The organism is Pseudomonas sp. GM49, from assembly GCF_000282355.1.
GTDB lineage: Bacteria > Pseudomonadota > Gammaproteobacteria > Pseudomonadales > Pseudomonadaceae > Aquipseudomonas.
The window spans coordinates 1-20,137 of record NZ_AKJL01000303.1 but is presented as its reverse complement, the minus strand read 5'-3'; the positions used below and the strand labels follow the sequence as shown (position 1 = coordinate 20,137).

The window sequence follows — 20,137 nt, the reverse complement described above, 5'->3', positions numbered from 1 at the left end:
GCGCCCGATTGAAGTGTCCAAAATCATTAGGCCAGTTCAGGCTCGCTCCCACAATGGATCGGTGTTGAATACAAATCCAGCAACCGCCACCAGTCAACTGTGGGAGCGAGCCTGCTCGCGAAGGCGTCAGTACAGGCGCTGAAGAGCCAAAGGCTTAAATAAACCCCTCCTCATCATCATCAACCAAATGACTCAACCCGCCCAACGCCTCCCGGGCCTGGGTCCGATCCATGAGCTTGGCTTGTGCAGGGGCTGGCAAGTCGGTGACGAGGATGACGCCTTTGCTGATCAGCACCTCGATCAAGTCGTCGAGTACCCGGATCATTTCCAGGTCGCTCTGCCGCAGTTGCTTGAGTTGTTTAATCTGCTTGAGCTGTTTGAGGCTGGTGGCCATGACTTCATTGGCGAACCAGGCCTGGAGGTCAGGGTGGTCGGCCGGCAGCGTTTCCGTGGATTCGGCGTAGGCTTCGGCTTCGACGCGCATCAGTTGGCCGTCTGTACTGCGTTGCACGTAGAACATCAAGCATCCCTCAAAAGTGAACGGCGTCATGCTGTCAGCAGCATAGTCAACATCGCGCCGGTAGAGGGTGTGCTTCATATCCTGCGCACAAATCAAGCACACATCCCCCGCCGTCACCGCATATCTGCATAGGGTGTTACCGGTTCGATCGGCATAGGGAGATTGCCTTGCCATTCATCGAAGGTGTAACGCAGGTACAGCATAGCGCGGCTAGGGGCGTAGCCTTCGCTGTGTTGCAGGGTGATTCCCGAGCCCACAACCATGTGATTCGTCAGGCGTCGTTCGACCAGCGCTTGCAGGCGAATGCTGGCGCCAGTGCTGCTGCTTCCGTTGGTCAGGGCGGTGTCGGGAATGATTTCAAACCCCGCCGGGCCGCCCAGCGGATACAAGTTGCTACTGTCGGTTTTTGAGTATGACCAGCCTACCGAGCTTTCCAGCTGTGCCGACCAATTGGCATTGCGCCAGGCATAGCTGAATGGAACGCCAATCGAGTAATACTGTTGCGGGCTGTAATAACCGCCCTGGCCAAAGGTGTACTCGCTCAAGTCCTTGTCGTAGCCCCAATACATGAGGGTCAAGCCGGTACGCATACGCTCGTCGGCACGATCCATCAGTCTGTAGTAGTAACCGGTCATGGCCGAGAGGCGTTGGTTGTCGACCACGTTCTTGCCGCGCAGCCAATGGCTGCCGAAACTGGCCCACACACCGTCAACGCCACCTTCATCATGGCTCAGGCTCAAGGTTAACCCGTTGCTGGTGACGCCACCCCAGCGTATACCGGTCTGTGGGTCCACGGCACCGGCGTACGACACTACCGAGTTGGTCATGGGGCGACGTGAGGCGGTCAACGTCCAGCCAATGGACTTCCAGTCACTGCTGTAAGCGACGCCACCGAGCCAGTTACCCACTTCGAAACCTTGCGGCGAATGGCCCAGGTCCAGTGCCCACTGAGCGTTCTTCCAGCCCACGGCCAGGCTTGGACCGCTAGTGCTTTGCGAGGTGCTGCGGCAGCCATTGGGTACCAGCGCACCCGTGGCGCGGTCGCGGAGCTGGACGGCGCAGGTGCCGAACTGTTCGCGGTGCAAACCATCCGCGTCAGTGTCGAAGTTGCTGGCATCAAGGTCTACCTGTTCGGCCTGAACGAAACCCTGGCCTTGGGCGAACGGCGAGTCGATACGCACAATGGTCAGCTGCGTCGTCAGGTCGGAAATCCCCGGTGCCGTGTTGTCATTGCGCCAGGCGTAGTCATGGTAAAGATTGACGGTCGGGTTCTGCTGTTGATAAAGCTCGTCGACGTCGCTGCGCAGGCTGCGCGGCAGCCAATCATCGCTGTCCTTGGCGCGGCTGGCCTCAGTCATCGCTACGTTGTCGCGGGGATTGGCCTGGGCAGGTGAAATCAAACCAGCCGCGGCCATGCTGCGGGCGTAATTATCCAGTGCCAGTTGCGGCTGATCCTTTGCCATAAGACGCGCTGCATCGCGATAGATCAGTGGGTCGGTCTGCGGCGTTTTCAGCAGATTGGCGAACATCGCACTGGCTTTATCTTTTTCGCCCACGGCAGACCAGGCATTGAAGAACCGTCGTTGCCAGGATGCGGGAGCAGCAGGGGCCACGACAATTCGATCCAGGCCGGCACGGGCCTGATCAATGTGCCCGGTCGCAATCTGCGCTTCGATCAAGCCCAGCTGTGCCTCGGCATTTTGTGGCTGTACGCTGAGCACCTTGCGATAGTAGGTCTCGGCCCCGGCATAGTCTTCACGTTGCGCGGCCCAGTCGGCGAGGGTGCCAAAATCATCGACGGTTGGATTACGCAGCAACAGGGTAATGGCCTGAGACTCGTGCCCGGCGTCTCGCAGTTGTTCGACCTGAGTCATCAACTGCCGACGTTTGATCCGGGTGTCCAGCTCACGCATGTTTTCGGTCCAGTCGGCGACCGGAATTTGTCCAAGGGTGGCCAACACTTCGCTGTCGCGGTTCTCATTGGCCAGGTACAGACCATGAGCGTAACGAGCCTCGGGATTGCGGCCTTGCAGGGCAAGCAATTCACTGAACGCTTTGTCAGCCTCTCGCGGTTGGCCCATGGCAACTTCGGCGGCGGCCAGGCGATAGGTCAGCCATGGATTATCGGGTTCCAACTGGCGGATTTTCTTCAGCAGCGACGCCAACTGAGCCCAGTCCGAATGCTGACTGGCGAGGTCCGCTTGCAGGTTCAGCCGCTCAAGTTCAATGCTCCGGCGCAGGCTGACAAACTCCTTCTGGTTTGTAGCCGGCAAGGTATTGAGGAAGGCCTCGGCACGCTCGATGGACTGACCCCGATACAGCCGCATCAGGGCACGCACCACGCTGCCATTGCCTGGTTCGACCTTGCGCGCCTGCAACAGCAGCGCTTCAGCCGCGATTTCATCGGACTCGGCCATGGCGACATTGGCGAGGCCGATCAATGGGTCGGCGGAGTCAGGCTTGAGGGTTCGCGATTGCTGATAGGCCTTGCGTGCAGCCACGTAGTCCTTGCGCTGCAGGGCTTCGTCACCTTGTTGCAGGATCATCCAGTTGCGAGTAACGGCCTGTAGATCCTGCCATTTGCTAATGTAAGCAGTGTCTTGTTCTTTGCTCAACGCCGTGGAAAAAGCCTCATGCGCCGCCGAGTATTTGCTTTGGCGCATTAACGCCGTACCCAATGCGCCATAAAGGCTCGCGTCTTGCGGATAAGCCTTCAAGGCCTTGCGCAACAAGCTCTCGGCAGCCGCACTCTGCTCGGCATTGTCTTGCTCAAGCATGCGCTTGGCTTTGACGCCGGCCTGCCAGGCAGGATCGGCCAACAGGCCTTGTTGCATCGCCAGCTGCTTCGTCGCTTCTTTAGCCCGCGGCGAATACGGGTAATAGCGAATGAATGCCTGCCACGCCTGCGCCGTCTGCGAGCCAACTGGCAGCGTGATCAGGTAGTTGTATTCCCGTTCGGCGGCATTGGTACTGGCGATAGGGTCCGCCGCCAATTGATGCAGCACGGTCAGGGCTTCGTCGTTGCGATCTTCGGCAAACAATAGCCCGACCAGCATCTGGCGTAAGGCGGCATTGCCTGGATAATCCCGGTCCAGGGCCTGCACATGACCAATCACAGCTGCACGCTGGCCGCTGATGCGACTGCGCGCGTTCCAGTATTCCAGAGCCGACGCGAGGTCCGGTGGCTCTTTTGCGAACATCTTTTCGAAGGCCTCACTGGCCTCGTCAAAGCGCCCGGCAGCAGCCAGTAACCGTGCCTGCTGCAATTGGCGCACGCCGTCCGGGCTGTGCATTTTGATAAGTGCTTGAGCCTGGCGCAATTGCGCAGAGTCCGGCGCCAGTTGGCGCAGGCGCGTCAATCGCTGCTCGATCCAGGCACTGTTCTGCGGCTGAGTCTTGTCAGCCAACGCCTGACGAATGTCGCCCACCAGAACCTGGGGATCGTCGGGGGCGATCAGTCTCAGTCGTGCCAAAGAGTCGCGGACCAGATCTTCGCGCTGCAAGGCCTCACCGATACGCATTTGTTGCAGCAGCCATTGCTGTTGCTCTTGTTGAGTAACAGGAACAGTCGCTGCGAGCGTGGCACCGCTCAAGCAGGACAGCAACAGTGTGGAGCGCAACATTAAAATCTTGAAGGCGCCAATTCGGGGGGCTCGATTCAGTGCGTGCATGGACTCGTCCAGTTCGGTTGCAGCCGCCCATCCTTGTCAAACCGATAGCGGTGTTCGTCCCAACCCTGGCCAAACATCACCAGCGATTGGTTGTAATAGGCATCGGCCAATGGCGCAGATTGACGCAGGTGTTCACGTTGCGCAGACAGTGCGGCAGCAGCCGACGCATCGCTGGCCAATAACGGTAAGAGTGCTGCCGAGAACCCGACCGGGCCTGCGCCCATGCTCTCGCCAGTGGCGGAATCAACGTGTTCCGGCACGTATCTCAGGCGCGCGGTCGCTTCAATCATGGGTTTGAAGTGATTGAGCAAAACGGTGCGCTCGGGGGCATCAGCCGCCAGCATGCCGACCCACAGATAGACACGAATCGCGTCATAGCTACCGTCCGAGCCTTTCGCGTCGGATGAGAAACCCTGTCCGGCCTGCCACATCAGCCAGTCGGGTGCAAAGCCTTTGGGGGAACCTTCGATCAGCGCGCGCCGGGAGTTTTGCGCTACTTCGGTCCAAACCGGTGCTATGAGAGCAAATCGGGTCAACAGTTGCGGCGGCAGATAACTGAGGTTCAGGCGCCAGCCTTGGCTGGATTCGAAACCAACATCCCCTGGCAGCAACATAAGGCCAAGACCCGGCAGCTTGCGCAGCGTTTGTGCGGCGCTGCGCCATAGCAGGTGATTACCCAGCGCCAGGTAATCCGGCCTGCGCCACAGACGACCGGCTTCCAGCAGGCTATAGGCGATCCACAGGTCGGCGTCGCTGGCGTTATTGCCGTCGAGCACGCCCCATTGACCATCCTTGTCGCGCCCCCATTGCCAGGCTGGCAGATGAGCGCCCAGATCGCCGTCCGCCAGATTGTTGCGGGTCCAGGTCAACAGCCGATCGAAGCTTTTTCGATCGTTGGCCACCAGCGCGAAAAACAGCCCGTAGCTCTGCCCTTCAGACGTCGTTATCTGCTGTGGGGAGGACGCGTCTATTACCCGTCCATCATCACTGATCAGGTGCTGTTTGAAATTTTCCCAGGCCGGCCATACACATTGGCTCGCTCCCTGCGCAGGCAATGCCAGCAGTGGCAAGAACGCCGCAAGGAGCCGTGACCGGGCCGACTTATTCTTCATAAGCCAGACGACGACGAGCCGCCCATTGCAGGATGCGCCAAGTCAGGAATGCACTGAGCAGTACGCCAGACACCGCCATGACTGCCAGCAGGATCGGGTGTTCGGACAACTTGAACCAGAGCAGCAACCACCATGGCAGGCTGCCGACGTAGTAGTGATCGCCGACCATCTGACCTTGAACGCCACTGCTGCGAATCAACACCACAGAGCCAGCCACTGCATCGAGCTTGCCGCTGTCATTGAGCGTCTCGCGCAATAACTGGTAGCCGGAATCTTCAGTGGCCAGCAAGGCCACGATGCTGCGCTGTTCATGGGAAGGCGACTGCATGCCGACGATTGCTGCAATGGGACCGGTGGCCGAGACCTCGACACGACTGGCTGCAGGTTTGCCCGCGTCCTTGTTTTGCGACGAGCCAGGCCCCTGCATGTTCGCTTTCAACAACCCGTTTCGGGAGCTGTCCAGGAGCAGATTCATGTCGCGGTTATCGTGGATGTCAGTCGGTAAAGATCCGAGGATCAGCAGGTCTGCATCGCGCTTCGATACCTCGTCCCAGTTATCGCTCAAGGTCAGGTTTATGGCGGGCAGACCCGAGCGAGCCGAAATTCCGGCTACCGCTTCAAGGTACGTACTCAGCTGCAAGGCACTCGGCTGCGGCGGCACGATGACCACGGTCTCGGAAAGATCGGCCATGCGGCTGAAAGGAAAACCGCTGCGGGCGAACGCCGCCAGGTCAGGCATCGCGATGAAATGGTGATAGCCCGACATATCAATGGTCGACTGATCGTCGATAACTGCTTGAGTGTCCACTACTAAAGAAGTCTGGCAGCGATCGCGCTGGGAACTGCTGGTCGTCGTGGCGAAGCTGAAATTGAACCGCAGGTTGTTGCGGTCGCCAATTTTCAGCGCCGGGACCGACAGGTTTTCATTGGTGTTCGCCGACTCGCTGGACAACACCGCAAGGCGCAATTCTTCCAGTCGGTCATTGGTGTTGGCCAGCAGCGGCAGGCTGGTGATGAACTGATTGTTGAGGCTGATGTTCAGGCGCGAACCGTCATTGGTCGCCGATGGCGTGTAGCGATATTTGGTTTGCAGCGGAATGCCCTGGTTGCGCCAGACAAACAGATCCGGCGGCAAGTTGATATCCAGGCTGATTGGCAGTGGCTGCACGCCGCTGGTACGCAACTGCTCGGGGTACTTGATCAGCTCGGAGAACCGAACGGCCCGATCGGTACGCATCCAGTTCGGCGCGTCATAGGGTTGGCGCGGCTGAATCTGCTGCACCTTGTCGATGACAACCCGCTCACCTCGAAACAGATCACCACCCAATACCAACGCTTGCGCGGCGGCGGCCAGGTCGGCCTCGTCCCGGCCCAGCACCAGCAACACCTTGCTGTAGCGGTCAGTCGGGTTGTCGATCATCTGCACCACAGGCGCCTCAACCGGCGGGAACTGCTTCATGTCGGCCAGGAATGCCGGGCGATGATTGTTGGTGGCGAACACAATGGACGCGGTAACTGGCGTAGCGGCTGTCGCTGTGGGCAGTTGATCGAACAGCACCGGGAATTCCGTGCCGCGCCACGCAGCCAGGCTGCCGAAGTACGAGGCGAGAATACCCGCCGCGCGCTGTTCGCCAAGCGTCGGCGAAGCCGCGAAAACCATGTTCAGAACCGGCTTGTCATAGTCGCGCGCATCGTAAAAAGGCATCGGGAAATAGGCCAGATCGTTCTGCACGATCAACGCCTGCTCTTTCAGGGATACCAGGCTGGCCCGGCTGATATTGACCCACAGCGCGCTATTGGAAGGCTCTTCGCAAATGTCGGTGTAATGGCCGACAAACTCCAACCGTATACGGTTGAAGTCGCTGATCAGACGCGGATCAAGATCAACCTGGCGAACAGTCTTTTTACCCAATTGCTCCTTGTCGATGGGGATCACGCTCATCAACACGTCATTAAGGTAGACCCGCAGGTGCGACAGCGTTGGCAGGAGCGCCGGCGATGGCGTGTACACAAGTTGTAGCTTCGCATCGTTGGCGATGCGATCGCGCCGCATGGTGAATTCCAACTGATCGGTGTTATGCGTGCCTAGCAACAGGCTGTCAGCCACCCGTCCCAGCTCTGTGAAATTACGCGACACATCCCAGCTCGGCACGTTGGTGACGGTTTCCGGTACTGACACTGGCGCCGGTGGCTGCACCTTGGAAGTTTGCTCTTTGACGGGCTGCGCGTGGGCGCAACTCATTGCCAGCGACAGCAGGCTTGCCAGCGTGAAAGTGAAATAGCGACTCATGGTGCGCATTCCGATCGAGAAGTTGGAGAAAGAGGGGACGCTTTGGCGAAGCGCGGCACATAGCTGATCAGCCAGGCGAGCAAACGCACGAACGGTCGGGTCAGGGTTCGTGTCCAGGCGGGCAAGTATTGATACAGGCGGTAATAGCCGGTGGCGCCAAGACGCAGCACATCGATGAAACTGTGCAGCGGCCGGTCTGGAGCGAAGTCTTCATTCCAGTTCAACCAGGCGTCGGCCCGGGAAAAAGTGCATTGCACGTAATCGATTTTCTGTTGCGCAGTCAGCTCATTAAGCGCGATGCCAATAAAGTTTTTATGGCTGCGGCTGACGATGCCCGAGAATAGGAATTCCCGTTCTCCACGCTGCATCATCAGGAAAACCCGCTCGCCGATTGGCAGGGAAAGCTCAACGTCCAGTTGGACGCCGGTACCACCGTCGGAGTAATCCACCAGCAGGCAGGGATAGAAGCGCCCGTTTTGCAGACGTATCGCCGCCGGCAATTTGGCCTGCACACGGTGGGTCTCGCGCACCTGACGTACTTCAGCGGCAATTGCCACGGCAGCGCCCACGATCAGCAGGTTGTAAATGACCCACAGACTGCTGACCAACGTGGTACCGATTTCATTGGCCGGCCCGTAAAACAAACGCCATACCGCAAAAAACAGGCCGGCTATGTTCAGCACCGCCAAAACCAGATACGGCCTGGCGATACCCCAGTCGAACTGGTCCTCCGTCATCAAGCCGCCTTTGGCGGTCACGTTGAATTTACCTTTTTTGGGATTGAACAGCGCAACGGTGGTTGGCCGCGCGATGTACCAGGCAAGTACCGTTTCATAGACCTCTCCCCAGAACGTCAAGCGGTGCTCTCCCTGCATGCGTGAGTTGGTCAGGCTGGCGTGAACCATATGCGGAATCACATACAGCATGATCATCAAGGCCGGCGCATAGATGATGTAGGCGTGCATCAGCAGGAACGCTAAAGGCGCGGTAAGGAATACCAGACGCGGCAGGCCCGCCAGAAAATGCAGCATGGCGTTGGCGTAGCAAATACGTTGAAAGATCGTCAGGCCTTTGCCCAGCAACGGGTTGTCAGTGCGGAAAATCTGCGCCATGCCCCGCGCCCAACGAATCCGCTGACCGATGTGTGCCGACAGGCTTTCAGTGGCCAGCCCTGCTGCCTGGGGAATGCGCACATAAGCCGAGTTCCAGCCCTTTCGGTGCAGGCGCAGCGCGGTATGGGCGTCTTCGGTGACGGTTTCCACGGCGAAGCCACCGATTTCATCAATTGCCGAACGCCGCAACACTGCGCAGGAGCCGCAGAAAAACGCGGCATTCCACATATCGTTGCCATCCTGTACCAAACCGTAGAACAACTCGCCCTCATTGGGCCGTTGCCGGAAGGTGTCGAGGTTGCGTTCAAAAGGATCCGGCGACAGGAAGTGATGCGGTGTTTGCACCAGCGCCAGCTTGGGGTCGCGCAGGAACCAGCCCACCGTGAGTTGCAAGAATGAACGCACCGGCACGTGATCGCAGTCGAAAATTGCCACCAACTCGCCATCAAGCTGCTTCAGCGCCTGATTGAGATTGCCGGCCTTGGCATGTTTATTGTCGTTACGAGTGATGTAATTCACGCCGGCCTGTTCGGCAAACAAGCGAAATTCTTCGCGCTTGCCATCGTCAAGTATCGAAATGCGCAACTTGTCGTGAGGCCAGTCGATACCGAGGGCGGCATATACAGTGCTGCGCACAATGGACAAGTCCTCGTTGTACGTCGGAATCAACAGATCGACCGTAGGCCACAGTCGTGTATCGCGAGGAAGTTGTGCAGGCGGGCGGTTCAACGGCCAGCAGGTCTGGATATAACCCAGCAACAGCACCAGCCAGGAGTACGTTTCGGCAATCAGTAACAATACCCCGCAGGCCAGATCCAGCGGACTGTCCCAGTTCAGGGTCGCGGTATAGCGCCACCACAGGTAACGGCAGGAAACGATGATCGACAGCATGATCAGCAGCAGCGTCGGAAACCGGCCGGGCATGCGCCGAATCACCATCGCTACGGCCCACAGCAAAATCACATAAACCAACTGCGATACGTAGTTGAAGGGCTGGGTGATACACACCACCACCAAGACTAACCCGACTGCAGCGCAGGTAAAGTCAAGCCAATGTTTTTGCCGAGTATCAAGGTTGCGCCGCCACCGGGCGCCTTCATGCATGGCCTTGCTCTCACTGGCGTGCCGCGGCAGCTCAGTGAGAAACGCACCAATGCGACTCCACAACCGCTGGTTCGACTGACCTACACGGCGCGCCCATTGCGGTGCAGTGCGCCGTCGGGCTTGCGGCCAGGGGCGGAATACCAGCAACCACAAGCTTTGCAGGGCAATACGCAAAGGGTCTCCAACACTTGGCGCCTTGCCGGCCAAGTGCGGATACCAGCGTTGGCGTTCCTCTCTGAGGCGCTGCCAGACCGGCGACTCCAGCCGCAAGAACAACCACGCCATGGCGGTGAATGAGGCCAGCCATAAAGCGGTCAGTGGGTGGCAGTCGTAACGACGACGCAGTTTCAGGTAAGGGAAGCAGTGCTCGATCATGCCATCTCTCGGCGTCGTGCCAGGCACCAGGTCGCCAGACTCAACGCATCTTGCGCCGCAAGGCTTTCCGGCGCGTATTGTCCTACTGGCTGCTTGAATGCCAATGCTTCGCGCATAGCCTCATCGGCGTGCACCGTCAGCGGCAAGAGACGAGTCGCATAGTATTGTCGCCAGATGAGCAGCAAATCGCGTTGCAGCTGGCTGCCCGGATCGTAGCGGTTCACCAGCACGGGATTGCTGCCCGCCTGCTGCAACAGCAGCACATGACAAGCCGCATCTGCCTCGGCCACCTGGATCGGGAGCAGGCAAGGACCAATGGCCGCGTGCCCCGGCAAGCGCTGTGGCAGATCGAACAGCAGCCAGTCATAGTTGGCCGCCAGGCTCGCCTGACGCCGTGCCCATATCTGCGGGTCATGGATCAGTTGCTGCTCGATACTCATGGACTCTTGGGCACTCAGGCGACCATAAGGCAAGATGTGGAGAGTCGGCGTCAGGCCCCAGGCCTGCTTGTACCAGTCCTGGTCATCGAGCATCGCTCGCGCCCAACCCGATTTCCCGGAATCGCGCAGATTGAAATGAAGTGACAGTAGATTTTCCGGGGACATGTCGATCAGCAATACCCGCTCACCGAGGCTTTCCAAGGCATAACCGAGCGCCGCCATCAACGAAGTGGTGCCAACACCCCCACGTACCCCGCGCATACTCAGCGATGTCACTTACGCGCTCCGAACTTGCCCTGTCGCACTGGCTGGACAACCGGCAAAGGCACTTGGTCGCCACGGTCGTCAGTGATAGGGAAATCAGCCAGCAACGGCCAGCGTTTGAGCGCCCGGCTCAATTCAAGCTGCGCCGAAACATCGACGTATTCCAAGCTCGGCAGGCGCAGTTCGACTTTAAGCCGGGCGATATCATCGGCCCGCTCGTTGCGCGAGGGCGCCTGGTTTTTCAGTTGAATTTTTGCGGGTAAGGAAGCCATGTTCCATTCTCCTTGATCCGTACATAAGGCTTGCCGGCGTAGTCGAGGACAACGGTTCCAGCGTTTTCCGAGACCGCAGGTGTTTGCGGCAGATTGGCCAGCAGTGCCTGCCAGTCCGGACCCAACCCTTCACCTTGCGCTGGCACGGCGTACAAGCGAGACATGATTTCCGACAGGGCCAGATAACTGCTCGGCCCTTTGACGAGAATCGGCTCCGATCGCGGATTCTTGCCCATGCCTACCAACTTGATGCCGACCGGCACATGGGTAATTGACGGGCTCGGGATTTCCCGCATGCCGGAAATCTGCATGCGGTCACCGTGCAAGGCAGCGCCATGCTCAGGCACGATCACCACCGCCACGCGGCGTCCACTCTTCTCCAACTCTTTGAGGAACGCGCTCAGGTCATCGATCATTGTTTGGGCGCGCGCCTTGTAATCGGCGCTCTTCGTGCCGCCATCGAGGGTCAGGGCGCGGTTGCCGTCATGCAACGTCGTGGTGTTGTAGAACAACGCCACCCTTGAATCGTTCTGCCCCTCGCGATGCTGCCACCACTTGTCCAGGACCTCACGATCACGCCAGATCGGCGAACCATCGAAAGCCACCAGGGCGCGCGGCAGATTGGTGATATTGACCTCCGGCGCCGGCAACGATCCCTGGGCACGAACTTCGTCGATAAATCCTTCGAACTTACCCGTATGGTTCAGCATGACTTCGCTGTTGAAGCCCAGTTTGCGCAGATCATCCATCAGCAGGCATTGCTCGGGTGCCACGTCGTAAAGCTTGCTGTGCGACTGCTGGCCGCAACTTGCGCGCAGCAACCGAATGGCAGCCGGCCCGCTGTAAGAAGTCGCCGAATTGAAGTTTTCGAACACCACATCCATCTGCTGCAACAGGCTGTTGTCATGCAAACCAACGGCGTCCAGATCGTCCCATGCCATTGAACAGATATTGATGAGCAGCAGGTCGAACGGTTGAGCAGCCGATTGCGACGGTTGGAATACCACTTGCCGACCGGCCTCGGTGCTGTAGAAATTTTGCAGGTAAGCGTCAAGCGTCGGGCTGTCCGGCTCCGCGCTAACAATCGGCGTACCTGCGGATACGGCCGCCTGCGTCGTGCTTTGTTGAGCAGGGGTATGCATTGCCATAAGCCCTGCTCCGCCGAGCCAGGCGAAACCGGCCAGCGTCAAAGTGGTCAGGCGCAGCCACTGGCGCACGAAGAAATACGCCACCACCAACAGCAGCAATGCGCCGCAAAGGTGCGGGTCAATGAAACGACCGGCCAGGTCAAGCAGATAATCCCCGGTGAAATTCAGTACGCCAGGCTGGTCCAGCAACCGACTGAACGGCGGCAGCCAAGTGTCCTGATAGAACAGCGCCACACTCAACGGTATGGCGATCAACGTGCGCAGCAGCGACAAGTATCGATTGCGAAGCGGCACAAGCAATACAGCGGCGAAAACCAGGTTCGGCAAGATCTGCAAGTTCAGATGACCGCTCCACAGCAGCGCCAACTTGATGAGGAAATAAAGATTCCACAATCCCAGACCTGGCCAGGTCCAGGCGCTTTGCGTTGCTGTCGGGTTTACCTCGAATCGCTCAGGACTGTTCATGTACATCTCTCACAACGGGCGCTACAGGTTTGCGCCGACGCACACCCCGCGACTGCAGATAACGGGGTGGCATATATCGTTGAAGCCCGCGATTGATGCGCTGCAAGAGACTGCGCAGCACAAGCATTGACGCTACAGTCATGAGGCAACTTGCCGCGATGACCTGTAGCAATTGGGTGTAATTCATGAACAAGGCTCCGACAGCGGCAGCGTAATGCGTTGTGGCGCGTAGCCGCTTTGGCTGATGGCGCGTGCCAAATCAGCGGTTGCCTGCCCGGTGGCCAGACGTGAAAGTTCAAGATCCTGGGGGGCGTCGATGAAATCCTGACGCGGCAGTACGTCCGCACCGGAAAGCACCTCGCAATCGCTGAAAATATCCCGCCATGGCAAACGGCAGATGTTTCCCAGCGCTGGTTCCAGCCCGTCGGCGCGGCAAGCGAACAGGAAAAGATAAAACACGCCATCAAGAACGCATGCGACATCGCCGAAGCGACGCAAGGTGATCTGGCTCAAGTACTGGTCGATGTTCAGATCGCCCCGTGGGCGTAATCGCAATAATTGATGAGCAAGCTCGCCCGAAGCACCGCTGTAGACCTCATCAAGCAGGTCAATAAATTCACTTGGGGGCAATATCCCGCGCCGTGCAGGAGGACGCAGTCGTGCAAACAACGACTGGATATCAGCTGTCTGACGATGGCGCCAGATCTGGCCTTGGGCGCTTTCCACCATGCTCAGGAAGTTCGCCAGCGTGGTCTTGGCCGGAACGATCAGGTTGGCTCCGCAGGTCAGTAACAGGCGCTCGTCGCGGTAGCGCAGGCAAGCTTCAATTTCCCGCACGATGATCTTCAGGGCAGCACCACATTGCTCTCGTAACTTGTGTAATTGCCGAGCCAGTGGCTCTACATCCTGGTTGCTTTCCAACGTCACGATCACGCAGGCTGCGCGCGCGTGGGAAGCCTGCTGCAGCAGATCGACGCGGTGCTCGAAAAGGCGCCATTGCTCTGACAACGGCGCCGTCCCTTCCAGAGCTGAACGCTCGGTCAGGTAGATACGCTGGTCGTCGGTACGGGTTTGCGAGGGGTTGGATAGCTGCGAAGCACTCAAGGAAAAACCACTGTCGGTCGTTTCCAGGTCAAAGGTTTGAGCAGCGCAAACACCCAGTTGGCTGTGCCAGAAGTTCAGTTGGTAATGAATAGCACCATCTTGGCGATACAGTTGTGCCAAGCCGGAAAGTTGCTCATTGAGACTTGACAGGCGTTCGTGCAACAGGGGCGCCTGACCGCTGCAAAGTACTAACAACGTGCAGTCAATGCTCAATAACCATTGACGGGTACTTTCACACCAGCGTTGTAACTGATTAGTGCCCAGCGTTTCCAAATGGACCGAATTCAGCATTAACACGAGATAGCTGTCGCGCGTGATTTTAGTTCGCTGTAAATCCGAGGTCAGGACTGTGAAGGCAAGACGGGTAGAGGCATCGTGAGGCATGTCAAACATGCGCAGCTCAGATGGCCCGCAATCAGCAGCCATAGACTCGACGACAGCTTGAGGGTCGGTGCCGCTGCATACCAACGTGGCAATATGTTCTTGCGACAAACCTGATAACAACTGGCGAGCTAAAATTTCCGCATCGGTTGCACGGTCGAGGGTGACCCAATATAACCGCCCCTGGCGCAGCAACATTTGCTCATCCTGCAGATGCCGGATGCCTAACGTGACATGACCCAACGCCTTCTACTCCAACTGTCCGAATGCACCAAAAACTCAGCCCGAACGGTTAAGTATCGGCAAAATTTGAAGGCCGCTCACTAAGAAACAAAGGTATCCAGGCGTTGCTGTCGCCTCGACACGGGTCTCAATGAAATGATGAAAATCACTCTCGGGCGACTAACCCGGAAAGAGCTGTCATGGGGCCAATCAAAATATGGGCCATTTTCAGCGCGCAAATGATGGGATATCAAAGTGCCTGTGTCAATATTTTGTAACTGATAGCGTTGGTAGTGAATTATTGGCAAAATACCGTCATGTTTTTGGCGAATTAAACATTTGTCGTCATCAGGGCTCGTAGCATGTTGAATGCAGTGTGTCAGCCAATTGGCGAATTCTGTGCATACTTGGATTCCCACTCCAGCAGATTTATACCCACCCCTGTGGAAGGCGTTCTTAGGGATGGCAATGTCTAAAGCAGCAGACAACAAAAGCCATATGATTATTCTATAAGGGTATTTAAATTGCGCTTCTTATACCTATAAAGTCACACCCCTGCGTACCTGCCGACCAATCGGCGCGCCGCACGACACGAACCAACACGGGACCTCCGTGAGTTTCTGATCGACGCGCGCGCCCTTGAGCGTGCCGTGCGTGGGAGTGATTTATGTCAGCCGTTTCAGCATCGCCAGCCATCGCGCCACAATTCTTTGAAATCCGTCCGTTCAGCGGTGCGGTGGGCGCCGAGATCATCGGCCTCGATTTGTCCAGTCCGATCAATGATCAGGACTTCGCCCGCATTCACCGCGCGCATCTGGATCATCACGTGGTGGTGTTCCGCGACCAGCGCATTACCCCAGAGCAGCAAATCGATTTCAGCCGCCGTTTCGGCGTCTTGCAGATCCACGTGCTCAAGCAATTCCTGCTGGCCGGGCACCCGGAAATCCTCATCGTTTCCAACATCGTCGAGAACGGCCAGAACGTCGGCCTGGGTGACGCCGGCAAGTTCTGGCATTCCGATCTCTCCTACAAACAACTGCCGAGCCTGGGCTCGATGCTGCACGCCCAGGAGCTGCCATCGGAGGGCGGCGACACACTGTTCGCCGACATGCACAAAGCCTGGGACAACCTGCCGCTCGCGTTGCGCAAAGCGGTGGAGGGTCGCTCGGCGGCGCACTCCTACACGGCGCGTTACAGCGAAACAAAATTCGAAGGCAACTGGCGCCCGACCCTGACGCCGGAGCAACTGGCCCAGGTCGCCGAAGTCGTTCACCCGGTCGTGCGTACCCACCCGGAAAACGGTCGCAAGGCCTTGTTCGTCAGCGAGGGTTTCACCACCCGCATCGTTGGCCTGCCGGAAGACGAGAGCCAGCAACTGCTGACCGAGCTATATGCCCACAGCGTGCTGCCGCAAAACATCTACCGCCATCAATGGCAGCCCCATGACCTGGTGTTCTGGGACAACCGTTCACTGATCCACCTCGCCGCCGGATGCCCCAGCCATCTGCGCCGCAAGCTGTTTCGCACCACCATCCAGGGCGATGCGCCTTTCTGATTTGTCGGAGATCTGATCATGTCCAAACGTCTTCCATTCGCACCGCTGGCCGCGGCCATCGGCCTGGGTTTCAGCCTGATCGCCGGCAGCCTAGTGGCACCGACCGTGGCTCATGCTGAAGGTGAAATTCGCATCGCCGAGCAGTTCGGCATCGTTTACTTGCTGCTCAATGTGGTGCGCGATCAGAACCTGATCGAGAAATACGGCAAGCAGGAAGGCATAGACATCAAGGTCGACTGGACCCAGCTCTCGGGCGGCGCGGCGGTCAACGATGCGTTGCTGTCGGGTTCGATCGACATTGCCGGTGCCGGTGTTGGCCCGCTTTTGACCATCTGGGATCGCACCCATGGCAAACAGAACGTCAAGGCTGTGGCTTCCCTGGGTAACTTCCCGTATTACCTGGTGAGCAATAACCCCAAGGTCAAAACCATCGCCGACTTCACCGAGAAGGACCGCATCGCGGTGCCCGCGGTGGGCGTGTCGGTGCAGTCGCGCTTCCTGCAATACGCGGCGGCCAAACAGTGGGGTGACAAGGACTTCAATCGCCTCGACAAGTACACCATCGCCGTTCCGCATCCCGACGCGACAGCGGCGCTGGTGGCTGGCGGCACCGAGTTGAGCGGGCACTTCTCCAACCCGCCGTTCCAGGATCAGGAACTGGCCAATCCCAATGTGCACGTGGTGCTGAACACCTATGACCTGCTCGGTCCGAACTCGCCGACGGTGCTGTTCGCCACCGAGAAATTCCGCGACGAGAACCCGAAAACCTACAAGGCATTCATTGATGCGCTGACCGAAGCGGCCACGTTTGCCCAGAACGACAAAGGCGCGGCGGCAGACACTTACATCCGTGTTACCAAGGCCAAAATCGACCGCGCCGCGTTGCTGAAAATCATCGATAACCCGCAGTTCGAATTCAGCGTCACGCCGAAAAATACTTACCCGTTGGCCGAGTTCCTCTACCGCGTCGGCGCGATCAAAAACAAACCGGATTCGTGGAAGGATTACTTCTTCCAGGACGCCAAACCGCTGCAAGGGAGCTGATCGCCATGAACGCTCCTTTGCAAGGCCACACGGTCAGCAAACCGATCGCGGCAGCCCAGGCGCTGCTGTCGGTCGATAACGTCAGCCTGGAATACCGCACGCCGCAGCGCGTGGTGCGGGCGACCCATCAAGTCAGTTTCGAAGTGGATCCGGCGGACCGTTTTGTCCTGCTCGGCCCGTCCGGTTGCGGCAAGTCGACATTACTCAAGGCCGCCGCCGGCTTCATCCAGCCCGTCGAGGGCGAGATTCGTCTGCAAGGTCAGCGCGTCGATGCCCCGGGGCCTGACCGGATCGTGGTGTTCCAGGAGTTCGATCAACTGCCACCGTGGAAAACCGTCAAACAGAACGTGATGTTTCCACTGCTGGCCTCGAAAACCCTCAAACGCAGGGAGGCTGAAGAGCGAGCGCTGCACTATCTGGAAAAAGTTGGCCTGAGGGCGTTTGCCGATGCCTATCCGCACACCTTGTCTGGTGGCATGAAGGCTCGAGTGGCCATCGCCCGGGCGCTGGCGATGCAGCCGAAAATCCTCCTGATGGACGAACCCTTCGCTGCCCTCGACGCCCTGACCCGGCGCAAGATGCAGGAAGAATTGCTGCTGCTATGGGAAGAGGTGCGTTTCACGCTGCTGTTCGTCACCCACTCTATCGAAGAGGCGCTGGTGGTGGGTAACCGCATTCTGTTGCTGTCACCGCATCCGGGGCGAGTGCGGGCGGAAGTGCACAGCCACCAATACGATTTGCACAGCCTCGGCGGCGTGGCGTTTCAGGAGTCGGCGCGACGCATTCATCGCTTGCTGTTCGATGAAGGTCAGTCGGCGAAAACCGAGCGTGAGCTGGATTTTGCCGACATCCGCATCGCTTATTGAGCCAGTTGAGAGGAGGGCTCGATGAGCCATTTATCATCCCCGCGTGAAGCGTTCGAAACGGTTTTGCCGCCACTGACCAGCGTGCCGCTGGAGCGTGAGCTGCCGCTCGGTCAACGCCTGTGGCAACAGGGCTGGTTGCGTAAAAGCCTGATTCTGGTATTGCTTGCAGTGCTCTGGGAAGCCGTTGCGCGCTATCAGAACAACGATCTGCTGCTGCCGGGCTTTGTGCAAACCGCTCACGCGCTGTACGACGGCCTGCTCAGCGGCGAATTGCTGGGCAAGGTGTGGATTTCCCTGGTGGTGCTGCTCAAGGGCTACCTGGTCGGCATCGTCCTGGCATTCGCCCTGACCACGCTGGCAGTGTCGACGCAATTCGGTCGCGACCTGCTCAGTACCCTGACCTCGATGTTCAACCCGCTGCCGGCCATCGCCCTGCTGCCGCTGGCGCTGCTGTGGTTTGGATTAGGCCAGAACAGCCTGATTTTCGTGCTGGTACATTCGGTGCTTTGGGCCTTGGCGCTGAACACCTACGCCGGGTTCCTCGGCGTTTCGGAAACCTTGCGCATGGCCGGGCGCAACTACGGCCTCAAGGGCATGCGTTTCGTGTTGTTCATCCTGATCCCGGCGGCGCTGCCATCGATCCTCGCCGGGTTGAAGATCGGCTGGGCATTTGCCTGGCGTACGCTGATTGCTGCTGAGTTGGTGTTTGGCGCAACCAGTGGCAAGGGTGGGTTGGGCTGGTACATCTTTCAGAATCGCAATGAGCTGTACACGGACAAGGTGTTTGCCGGGTTGGCGGTGGTGATTCTGATTGGGTTGCTGGTGGAGAATCTGGTGTTTGATTCGTTGGAGCGAGTGACGGTGAGGCGCTGGGGGATGGTGCGTTGAATGTCTGATAGTGTGAGGTCCGCGTTGGCCTCTTCGCGGGCCAGTCCGCTTGCACAATGGCTGAGTGGAGTTTGCTAGCATTGCGCCTGAATCAATAAAGATCAGGCACGAGTGCTCACCATGCAATTTCCGGATATGAACCTGCTAGTCGCCCTCGACGCCTTGCTCGACGAGGGCAGTGTGGTGGGCGCGGCGCGGCGGATGAACCTTAGCCCGGCGGCCATGAGCCGGACGTTGACGCGCATCCGCGAAGCCATTGGCGATCCGATCCTGGTGCGTGCCGGCCGTGGCCTGGTGCCGACCCCCAAGGCGCTGGCGTTGCGCGAGCAGGTGCGCAGTGTGGTGGATCAGGCCGGGTTGCTGTTTCGTTCGGCCGATGCAGTGGAGCTGAGTTCGCTGCGGCGGCGTTTCAGTATTCGGGCCAACGACTTTTTTGTCGGCGTCTACGGCGGCAAGCTGTTCGACACCCTCGACCGGCAGGCACCGCACTGCGAATTGCGTTTCGTCCCGGAAGGCGATGGTGATGATGAAGCGTTGCGCGAAGGACGGATCGATCTGAGCGTCAGCAACACCCGGCCATTGACCCCGGAAGTGAAGGTCCAGAACCTGTTTTCCACCCACTTCGTTGGCCTGGTGCGTGAGGATCATCCGCTGCTGGACGAAGAGATCACGGCGGAGCGCTATGCGGGTTATTCCCACATCAGCATGTCCCGGCGCGGGATTGCCCGGGGGCCGATCGATACCGCACTCAATGCCCTGGGGCTGGAGCGGCGGGTGGCGGTGATCGCGCCAAGCTTTCATGCGGCGATGTTTGCCTTGCCCGATTCCGACCTGATTCTGCCGGTGCCCAAGGAAGCCTTGCTGAGTGTGCGGCGGCTGGGATTGAAGCTGCGCTCGTTCAACCTGCCCGTCCCGTTGCCAACCCTCATGCTGACCCAGGCCTGGCATCCGCGCTTCGACAAGGATCCGGCACACCGCTGGCTGCGTGAAACGTTGAAAGCCTGCTGCGATGAAACGTGGCTGGCTGCACAGCCATGAACTGATCAGTTCCCCTGTGGGAGCGAGCTTGCTCGCGATGAGGCCGGCAGCCTCGACATCTCTATTGGCTGACCTGCCGCTATCGCGAGCAAGCTCGCTCCCACAGGAGGGTATCATTGCGTCTGACGCACTTATAACCTGCCAATAAGTTGATTTCCGTCAGGCATCACGCTTTTTAGAATGCTTCGGTCTTTCCACGCCGGAGCTCGCAGTACATGACTTCCCTTACGGTCACGGCACCTGCCGCTACGGCCAGCACGGCAGGC

General features: G+C 58.7%; 15 protein-coding genes. 5 read left to right on the top strand and 10 right to left on the bottom strand.

Features of this window, described 5'->3' with window-relative positions; translation table 11 throughout:
* Positions 1-154 precede the first annotated feature (154 nt).
* From PMI29_RS02865 to bcsE, 10 genes are all read right to left on the bottom strand, one after another.
* The gene (locus tag PMI29_RS02865; RefSeq protein WP_008003484.1) at positions 155-520 is read right to left on the bottom strand and encodes a hypothetical protein; all 366 of its coding nucleotides are present in this window, start codon (positions 518-520) and stop codon (positions 155-157) included.
* A 113-nt stretch (positions 521-633) separates the two neighbouring features.
* A complete protein-coding gene (gene bcsC / locus PMI29_RS02870; protein WP_033052728.1) occupies positions 634-4,143 on the bottom strand; it encodes a cellulose synthase complex outer membrane protein BcsC in 3,510 nt (1,169 codons plus the stop codon).
* A 35-nt stretch (positions 4,144-4,178) separates the two neighbouring features.
* Positions 4,179-5,303, bottom strand: coding sequence for a cellulose synthase complex periplasmic endoglucanase BcsZ (gene bcsZ / locus PMI29_RS02875; RefSeq protein ID WP_008003482.1), 1,125 nt, complete (start codon positions 5,301-5,303; stop codon positions 4,179-4,181).
* Positions 5,293-7,593, bottom strand: coding sequence for a cellulose biosynthesis cyclic di-GMP-binding regulatory protein BcsB (bcsB, locus tag PMI29_RS02880; RefSeq protein ID WP_008003480.1), 2,301 nt, complete (start codon positions 7,591-7,593; stop codon positions 5,293-5,295). The genes bcsZ and bcsB overlap by 11 nt, the downstream gene beginning before the upstream one ends.
* Positions 7,590-10,184: a UDP-forming cellulose synthase catalytic subunit gene (bcsA, locus tag PMI29_RS02885; protein ID WP_008003478.1), complete on the bottom strand. Its 2,595-nt coding sequence runs from the start codon at positions 10,182-10,184 to the stop codon at positions 7,590-7,592. The genes bcsB and bcsA overlap by 4 nt, the downstream gene beginning before the upstream one ends.
* Positions 10,181-10,900, bottom strand: a complete 720-nt coding sequence (bcsQ, locus tag PMI29_RS02890) for a cellulose biosynthesis protein BcsQ (protein WP_008003477.1) — start codon at positions 10,898-10,900, stop codon at positions 10,181-10,183. The genes bcsA and bcsQ overlap by 4 nt, the downstream gene beginning before the upstream one ends.
* Entirely contained in the window at positions 10,897-11,160 is a 264-nt protein-coding gene (bcsR, locus tag PMI29_RS02895) for a cellulose biosynthesis protein BcsR (protein ID WP_008003476.1), read from the bottom strand. The genes bcsQ and bcsR overlap by 4 nt, the downstream gene beginning before the upstream one ends.
* A complete protein-coding gene (gene bcsG, locus PMI29_RS02900) occupies positions 11,130-12,773 on the bottom strand; it encodes a cellulose biosynthesis protein BcsG (RefSeq protein ID WP_008003475.1) in 1,644 nt (547 codons plus the stop codon). Before bcsG ends, bcsR begins: the two co-directional genes overlap by 31 nt.
* Positions 12,760-12,900 carry a hypothetical protein gene (locus PMI29_RS31540; RefSeq protein ID WP_238541700.1) on the bottom strand — a complete coding sequence of 47 codons (141 nt, stop codon included), beginning with the start codon at positions 12,898-12,900 and terminating at the stop codon, positions 12,760-12,762. The genes bcsG and PMI29_RS31540 overlap by 14 nt, the downstream gene beginning before the upstream one ends.
* Positions 12,901-12,956: 56 nt before the next feature.
* Positions 12,957-14,501, bottom strand: a complete 1,545-nt coding sequence (bcsE, locus tag PMI29_RS02905; protein WP_008003472.1) for a cellulose biosynthesis protein BcsE — start codon at positions 14,499-14,501, stop codon at positions 12,957-12,959.
* 646 nt (positions 14,502-15,147) lie between these two features.
* On the opposite strand from bcsE, the gene PMI29_RS02910 reads away from it, so the two are divergent.
* The 5 genes from PMI29_RS02910 to PMI29_RS02930 all read left to right on the top strand — a co-directional run bounded on the left by PMI29_RS02910 (position 15,148) and on the right by PMI29_RS02930 (position 19,871).
* Positions 15,148-16,035, top strand: coding sequence for a TauD/TfdA dioxygenase family protein (locus PMI29_RS02910; RefSeq protein ID WP_008003471.1), 888 nt, complete (start codon positions 15,148-15,150; stop codon positions 16,033-16,035).
* An 18-nt stretch (positions 16,036-16,053) separates the two neighbouring features.
* Complete coding sequence (locus PMI29_RS02915) at positions 16,054-17,079, top strand: ABC transporter substrate-binding protein (protein WP_008003470.1); 1,026 nt, start codon at positions 16,054-16,056, stop codon at positions 17,077-17,079.
* Positions 17,080-17,084: 5 nt separating this feature from the next.
* Positions 17,085-17,945 carry an ABC transporter ATP-binding protein gene (locus PMI29_RS02920; protein WP_008003469.1) on the top strand — a complete coding sequence of 287 codons (861 nt, stop codon included), beginning with the start codon at positions 17,085-17,087 and terminating at the stop codon, positions 17,943-17,945.
* 21 nt (positions 17,946-17,966) lie between these two features.
* A complete protein-coding gene (locus tag PMI29_RS02925; protein ID WP_008003468.1) occupies positions 17,967-18,833 on the top strand; it encodes an ABC transporter permease in 867 nt (288 codons plus the stop codon).
* A gap of 120 nt (positions 18,834-18,953) precedes the next feature.
* Entirely contained in the window at positions 18,954-19,871 is a 918-nt protein-coding gene (locus PMI29_RS02930) for a LysR family transcriptional regulator (RefSeq protein ID WP_008003465.1), read from the top strand.
* Positions 19,872-20,137 lie beyond the last annotated feature (266 nt).